The 6,892-nt window shown below is 65.9% G+C and carries 7 protein-coding genes; 1 reads left to right on the top strand and 6 read right to left on the bottom strand.

Translation table 11 applies throughout. From position 1 onward, the window contains the following. Positions 1 to 137: 137 nt before the first annotated feature. Positions 138 to 725: an ankyrin repeat domain-containing protein gene (locus HUU95_RS00145; RefSeq protein WP_174278214.1), complete on the top strand. Its 588-nt coding sequence runs from the start codon at positions 138 to 140 to the stop codon at positions 723 to 725. Here the strand turns inward: HUU95_RS00145 and HUU95_RS00140 are convergent. The 6 genes from HUU95_RS00140 to HUU95_RS00115 form a co-directional block, all read right to left on the bottom strand. Further along, positions 720 to 1,205, bottom strand: coding sequence for an MmcB family DNA repair protein (locus HUU95_RS00140; RefSeq protein ID WP_438827190.1), 486 nt, complete (start codon positions 1,203 to 1,205; stop codon positions 720 to 722). The two genes, HUU95_RS00145 and HUU95_RS00140, sit on opposite strands and share 6 nt — an antisense overlap. A 165-nt stretch (positions 1,206 to 1,370) precedes the next feature. Beyond that, the gene (locus HUU95_RS00135) at positions 1,371 to 2,507 is read right to left on the bottom strand and encodes a glycosyltransferase family 4 protein (protein WP_174278212.1); all 1,137 of its coding nucleotides are present in this window, start codon (positions 2,505 to 2,507) and stop codon (positions 1,371 to 1,373) included. Further along, positions 2,504 to 3,349: an NAD-dependent epimerase/dehydratase family protein gene (locus HUU95_RS00130; RefSeq protein ID WP_174278211.1), complete on the bottom strand. Its 846-nt coding sequence runs from the start codon at positions 3,347 to 3,349 to the stop codon at positions 2,504 to 2,506. Before HUU95_RS00130 ends, HUU95_RS00135 begins: the two co-directional genes overlap by 4 nt. Beyond that, positions 3,349 to 4,383 carry a GDP-mannose 4,6-dehydratase gene (gmd, locus tag HUU95_RS00125; protein WP_174278210.1) on the bottom strand — a complete coding sequence of 345 codons (1,035 nt, stop codon included), beginning with the start codon at positions 4,381 to 4,383 and terminating at the stop codon, positions 3,349 to 3,351. Before gmd ends, HUU95_RS00130 begins: the two co-directional genes overlap by 1 nt. Beyond that, the gene (locus HUU95_RS00120; RefSeq protein WP_174278209.1) at positions 4,380 to 5,522 is read right to left on the bottom strand and encodes a glycosyltransferase family 4 protein; all 1,143 of its coding nucleotides are present in this window, start codon (positions 5,520 to 5,522) and stop codon (positions 4,380 to 4,382) included. Before HUU95_RS00120 ends, gmd begins: the two co-directional genes overlap by 4 nt. After that, positions 5,519 to 6,847 (bottom strand): hypothetical protein, encoded by a 1,329-nt coding sequence (locus HUU95_RS00115; RefSeq protein WP_174278208.1) that lies wholly within the window; start codon positions 6,845 to 6,847, stop codon positions 5,519 to 5,521. Before HUU95_RS00115 ends, HUU95_RS00120 begins: the two co-directional genes overlap by 4 nt. Between the last annotated feature and the right edge of the window lie 45 nt (positions 6,848 to 6,892).

Below are 6,892 nucleotides of genomic sequence, written 5' to 3'. Positions count from 1 at the left end.
GCGGCGGCCGCTCGGCCGGCCCGGCGCACCCGGCGAGCAGCAGGAACAGGGCGAGGACGAGCTTGTTCATGCCGCCGCTAGCCTTGCTATGTAGAGCGCACCGACGCAAGCATGCCGCCATGCCCCGGATAACGCCCATGATCCGCCCCGCCCTCCTCGCCCTTACGCTGCTCGCGGCGCCGGCGGCCGCGCAGTTCCAGTCGGACAGCTACAAGTTCCTCCAGGCGGTGCGCGACGCCAAGAACAACGACGTGATCGAGGCGCTCAACAAGCCCGGCCAGACGGTGGTCAACACCCGGGACAAGACGACGGGCGAGGCGGCGCTGCACATCACGGTCAGGCGCGGCGATGTGCCCTATACCACCTTCCTGCTGCAGAAGGGTGCCGATCCCAACATCCGCGACGGCAGGAACAACACGCCGCTGATGATCGCGGCGGAGCTGGGGCAGGACGACGTCGTGCCCGTGCTGCTCCTCGCCCTGGCCAACCCCAACCTGGGCAACCAGGCGGGCGAGACGCCGCTGATCCGCGCGGTGCAGCGCCGCGACTTGGCGCTGATCCGCACGCTGCTTGGCGCCAAGGCCGATCCCGACCAGCGCGACATCATCGCCGGCCTTTCCGCGCGCGACTATGCCGTCCGCGACACGCGCTACCCGGCGCTCGCCAAGATCTTCGCGGACACGCCCAAGGTCGCCAAGCCGGCGGTCTCGGGCCCCAAGTTATAGCGACAGCTCCGGATCGCCGTTGGCCGCCAGCCGCCGCGCCGCCCGGCGCGCGAAGGCCAGCGTCGCGCGCCTGCGGACATGCGCCGGCAGCGGCACGACGCGCGCTTCCCGGACGATCGCCGCGTCGTAGCGGTCGGCGACGATCAGCCCCGTACGCTCGGGCAGGAAGGCGGGACCATCCAGCGGCTGCAGATCGAATCCGGCCGGCACCGCCCAGAAGAAGCGGTCGCAATGATCGAGATAATCGGGCCATTTGCCGTCGCCGAGCAGATCGGCGCGCGACACCTTGATCTCGACGATGACGACGCGGCCATGCCCGTCGATCGCCATCAGATCGGCGCGGCGCCCGCCCTCCAGCGGCACTTCGGCCATGGCGGGCAGGTCGTGCCGGAACAACAGCCGCGTCACCCCCCGGCAGACATCGGCGGCACATAATGGCGAACCGGGCAGATCGACACAGGACTGGGGCGCTTCGACGATCACCTGGGCGGATTAGAACATCGGGGGAACGCGGCGCAAGGGAAACCGCCGATGGGCCTGGCGCAAGTCGGCGATCGCGAGCTACTCGGCGCGAACGGATCGCGAGCGGCGCGCAAAGCCGTTACCAAATCGATCTGTCCTGACGAGCGTTGCCGATCGGCGCGATCAGGCCAGGGCGGCTGGTTCAGTGCCTGTCATCGCCGCATCGATGAAGCGCGTCACCTCGTCGCGGAACCGGCCAGTGGCGAAACGTTCCGCGTTGGCACGGCAAGCCACCGGCGTGATCGCGGGCAGGCGGCGGTCGAGGTGATCGACCGCCGCCACGATCGCGGCCGCTGTCTGCTCGTGAAAGAAGACGCCAGTCTGACCCTCACCATCATACCCCCGGATCGTCTCGGTCGCGGCGCCCCGGGCATAGGCGATCACGGGCGTGCCACAGGCCTGCGCCTCCAGCGGCGCGATGCCGAAATCCTCCTCCGCCGCGAACAGGAACGCCTTGGCCCGGCGCATGTGGCCAGTCACGACCTCGTTAGGCTGCTTGCCCAACAAGGTGACGTTGGACCCGGCCGCCGCGCGCACCGCCGCCATGTCGGGGCCGTCGCCGATCACCACCAGCCGACGTTCCGGCATGGCGCGGAACGCCTCCACCAGCAGCGGCACCCGTTTATAAGGAACCATGCGCCCCATCACGAGGTAGAAGTCCTCACGCGTGGTCCCGACTGTGAACCGATCCAGATCGACGGGCGGATAGATCACCGTTGACGACCGGCCGTACGCCTTGCGGACGCGTCGACCGATATAGTGCGAGATGGCGACGAAATGATCGACGCCATTGGCGGTGCGCACATCCCACAGGCGGATATAGTGCAGGATCGCCCGCGCGATCAGCCCCTTCAGCCCGCGGTCGCTGCCCGACTCGCGCAGGTATGTCTCCTGCAGGTCCCAGGCGTAGCGGATCGGGCTGAACGTGTAGCAGATATGCACCTGGTCCGGCCCGGTGATGACGCCCTTGGCGACCGCCGAACTGGTGGAGATGACCAGGTCATAGCCGGTCATGTCCAGCTGCTCGACCGCGATCGGCATCAGCGGCAGATAGGTGCGATATCGGGTGCGCGCGAAGGGCAGGCGCTGGATGAAGCTGGTGACGATGCGCCGCCCGGCCAGGAAACCACGCTCCGCCTCCGGCAGGAAATCCACCAGGCAATGGAGATCGGCCTGGGGGTAGAGATCCAGGAACTGCTCGACACAGGACTCGCCGCCGCCGCGCAACGTCATCCAGTCATGAACGACGGCGACCCTCATGCCGCGTCCAGCATCCATGGCAGCGTCTCCGCCAGCGGGCGCGGGCGCCAGCCGGGCAGCGCGGCGCGCAGCCGACCGACATCGCCGCCCAGTTCGGGCACGTCGTCGGCGCGCACGAAGGCGGGGTTGACCCGCACGTCCATGGCATGGCCGGTCAGCGCCTCCAGCCGCGCGACGATGCCGCGCACGCTCTCCAGCACGCCAGCGGCGACGTTGACCACCGCCGGCGGCGCGGACGCTTCCAGCAGCCCGGCATAGGCATCGGCCACCGCGCGCACATCGCCAAAGTCGCGGCGCACGTCCAGGTTTCCCAGTTCGATCAAAGGGGCCCGCCGACGGAAATGATCGATGATCTTGGGCACGAGATAGCGCCCCTCCTGCCCCACGCCGGTATAGTTGAACGGTCGGACCACCGTGATGCGCAGCCGATCCGCCCAGAACCGGCTACCCGCCTCCATGGCGGCCTTGCTCAGCGCATAATGGTTGGCGGGCAGCACCGGCCGATCCTCGACCAGCAGGCCCGCTGCCTGCGCGCCATAGACCTGGGCGGTGCTGGCCAGGATCACGCGCGCGCCAGGTCTTGCCCGGGCGGTCGCGTCCAGCAGGTGAAAGGTGCCGACCTGATTGACCGTATAGAAGCCGGCATAGTCGTCGTCGGCGACAAAGGCACGCGCCGCCAGATGAACGATCGCGTCCGGCGCCGCAGCGGTTACTTCGGCGGCGAGCGCGCGGGCATCGGCGATGTCGGCCACCAGCGGCACCGGCTCGTGTCCGCGCCGCGCCAGCTCGGGCAGCAGGTAACGGCCCGTGAAGCCGTCCGCCCCCGTCACTGCGACGCGCATCAGAAGGACCAGCCACGCTCGTTGCGGGCGAGATCGGCCTCCACCATCACCGCGCACAGCGCTTCCAGCGAGGTGCTGCTTTCCCAGCCCAGCTCGGTCCTGGCCTTGGCGGGGTCGCCGATCAGCAGGTCGACCTCGGCCGGGCGATAGAAACGGGGGTTGACGCGCACCAACTCGCGGCCCGTCCTGCGATCCCGCCCGATCTCCGCGGCTTGGGCACCCGACCATTCCAGTGCCACGTCCACGCGCCTGAACGCCATCTCCACGAAACTGCGCACCGTCTCGGTCCGGCCGGTGGCCAGCACGAAGGTGTCGGGCTTGTCCTGCTGCAGGATCAGCCGCATTCCCTCTACGTAATCCTTGGCGTAACCCCAGTCGCGCCGCGCCGCCAGATTGCCCAGCTCCAGCACGTCCGCCTTACCCATGGCGATCTTGGCCACCGTGTCCGTGATCTTGCGTGTCACGAACTCGCGGCCGCGCAACGGGCTCTCATGATTGAACAGGATGCCACTCGACCCGAAAATGCCGAAGCTCTCGCGGTAGTTCACCGTCATCCAGTGGGCATAGAGCTTGGCGACACCATAGGGACTGCGCGGGTAGAAGGGCGTGGTCTCGCGCTGCGGCACCGCCTGAACCAGACCGAACATCTCCGACGTCGATGCCTGGTAGAAGCGGATAGCCTTGTTGACCGTGTGGATGGCTTCCAGCAGGTAGACCGCGCCTAGCCCGGTGATCTGGCCGGTGGTGATCGGCTGGTCGAATGACACGCCCACGAAGCTCTGCGCGGCCAGGTTGTAGATTTCGGTCGCACCCGACCTGTCGATCAGCCGGATGGCCGAGCCCATGTCGGTCAGGTCATACTCGACCAGCTTCAGATTGGGGTGGCGATCGATGCCCAGTTCCTCGATACGCCAGAAATTGACGGAGCTGGACCGGCGATAGGTGCCGTACACCGTGTACCCGCGCTCCAGCAGGTTTTGCGCGAGGTACGCTCCGTCCTGGCCGCTGATCCCGGTGATGATGGCAGTGGTCATGGTGTTTGCTTTGTTGGCGCTTGGCTGATGTTCGCGAGCGCCTCCAATAGGATGTCGGCGGTCAGGTTTGCGGCACGATCCCAGGTGAAGGCGGCGGCGTGGTGGCGATTGGCCTCGATCAGCGCGCCGAGATCGGCAGACGCGTCGTCGATCAGTGAGCAGCCTCGCTCGATCGCCTGGGCCCAGCCGTCCACATCCCGTCCGTTGACGAACACCACCCATGCGCCGCCCGCGATCTCGACCAGCGACTCAGCGGTGGAGCTGATGCACAGCGCGCCGGCCATGAGCCCCTCCAGAAGTGGTAAACCGAAGCCCTCGTAAAGGGACGGCGTCGCGACCAGAGCACTGCTTCGGTAGAGCGAAGCCAGCGCCTCGTCGTCCAAGCCTTGGATCACCTCGACACGGCCTGCGCCGGCCGACAGCGCCGCCAGATCGATGGACGAGCGGAGCTCCTGGTCGGGCGTGACGATGGTCAGCGTCCAGCCATCATCCGGCCGCGCGCGAGTCCACGCGTCGAGCAGTACGCCGAAATTCTTGTGCTGCTTCGCCGACGCGACGACCAGCAAGCGCCGTTCCCTGCTGGAAGGACCCACGACCGGGCGGTCAGCCGACCAGCCGTGATGGTCAACACCCAGATGCACGACGCCCCCGCTCCGGGCCGGGCCCAGTTGCCGTTCAAATTCACGCCGCGTGAAGCGACTGTCAAACATCACCGCCTTGGCATGAGCAGCGACATGCGCAAACGTGCGGCGCGACAGCAAGCGTCTGGCGCGCGACGCCGGAAACAGCCGGGTTTCCTGGTGGAGCATGTCATGGACCGTTACCACGAACGGCCCCTTCCAGCGTAGCGGCACCCAGTAGTTGGTAAACCAGGCAAGGTCGAAGCCGCTGGCAAGATGCGGCAGGCGAACCTGCTCGGCCAGCGAGAAGGGAGAGATCGTGCACGGGCGAAGTGTGATGCCGGCTGCTCCGCCCAATGCCTGCGCGGCCCGCTCGACGTCACGCTGCAAGACCAGCACGACCAGTTCGGCACCCGGGAGCCGGCGCGCCACGAGCGGAAGGAGGTTGGCCACGTAGCGGCCGATGCCCGATCCCCAACCAACTCGGGCGTCCACCAGGATGCGTGGGTTCTCCATCATCCACGGCGCCTCGCCGCTTCCGAGCGCGCGCGAAGAGGAACCGCGCGCCGCATCGCGATCGCTTTATGGTCCTTCTCGATCGCGAGCGCGCCGAGCGCCACGCCCATTAAGATCCACGGATAAGCGAAGTTCAGCTGCACACCGAACAGGGCCGCCAGCAGGGGATAACTGCTGAGCAGGAAAATCCAAGAGCGCGAGCGCAGCGCAAGAAGTACGGGGTAGGCGTAGATGTACAGAACGAACAGCGTCAATGGGATGCCGAGTTCCGCGAGGTAACCCAGCAAGCCCAAACCGTGCAGGTCCCACAATTCAGTACGGGGTAGGCCCAACAAGATATTGGGGTCGTTGCGGACAAGTCCGTAATTGCCAATGCCAACCCCCAGAACAGGATGTGCCTCGACGATCCGGGGTAGCAGAACCGATGCCATCAAGCGGCCGTTGACGAGATTGGAATCGGTAGACCGCTCATACGCCTCGGCCCTGAAATTGGTGAAATTCGAATAGTAGCCGTTCAGTCCCTCGACCAGGTTGCTGGCGATGGCCACCGGGAAGATCAGCAGGACGGCTGCGATGACCAGTTCAACGCGACGCTGCTGCAGCGTATTCAACAAGGCGAGCAGGACGAGCACCAGCACCGCAGCCTTTGACTGCGAGCCCGCAATACCAGCCATGATCACTGCCATACCGATCCAGAAGCTGCGCCGGGAAATGTGGTGAAGGATCGGACCGCGAACGTACTGAATCAAGGCGACGCCTGTTAGATAGACGCCCAACGGACCTCCCTCGTTGAAAAAGCCGGCTACGCGCGGGACACGGGTGGCAAGCGTAACCCCAGGCAACACCACGCCGCCATAATAGCTGGCCAAGGAGATCAAGCCCCAAGCCGCGTTGAGGAGACCCGCCCACGCATAGGCTGTCAGAATAGTCTTCAGGTGGCGGGGATTGTTGCGAATGCCAAGCGCGACGATGAACAGTGACGCCACCGAAATGGCGATCTCCACCAATCGTACGAAGGTCGCCCAGGGTGGCTGCTTCAGCAGACCAATATCACTGGGAGGGTAGAAACTCAATCGGAGCGACAGGATCGAACCGCACGCCAGCAGAAACAGCATCAGCAACACGCGCGGTAGCAGATCAACCGTGGCTTTTGGCCCCGAGATGGTGGCCCGCTGACGTGGTTGAGCAAACGACAGCGCCAACGACACTATCACGGCGAGCTCCACGCTTTGGAGATCACCAAGGCGAACATCAGTGAAGCCGCTGAGGAATGCGATAAGTGCGGCGAGGCCGAACAGCATGACGCGCTTATGCCGGAACAGGGTCAAGGGCCGCCACATGGCCCATGTCTGCGGGATTACGCTTCAATGTCG

The sequence above is a fragment of the Sphingomonas bacterium genome, assembly GCF_903643065.1.
Classification (GTDB): domain Bacteria; phylum Pseudomonadota; class Alphaproteobacteria; order Sphingomonadales; family Sphingomonadaceae; genus Sphingomonas.
Note: the sequence above shows the minus strand (reverse complement) of the source record. Positions and strands in the feature narration are given on the sequence as shown.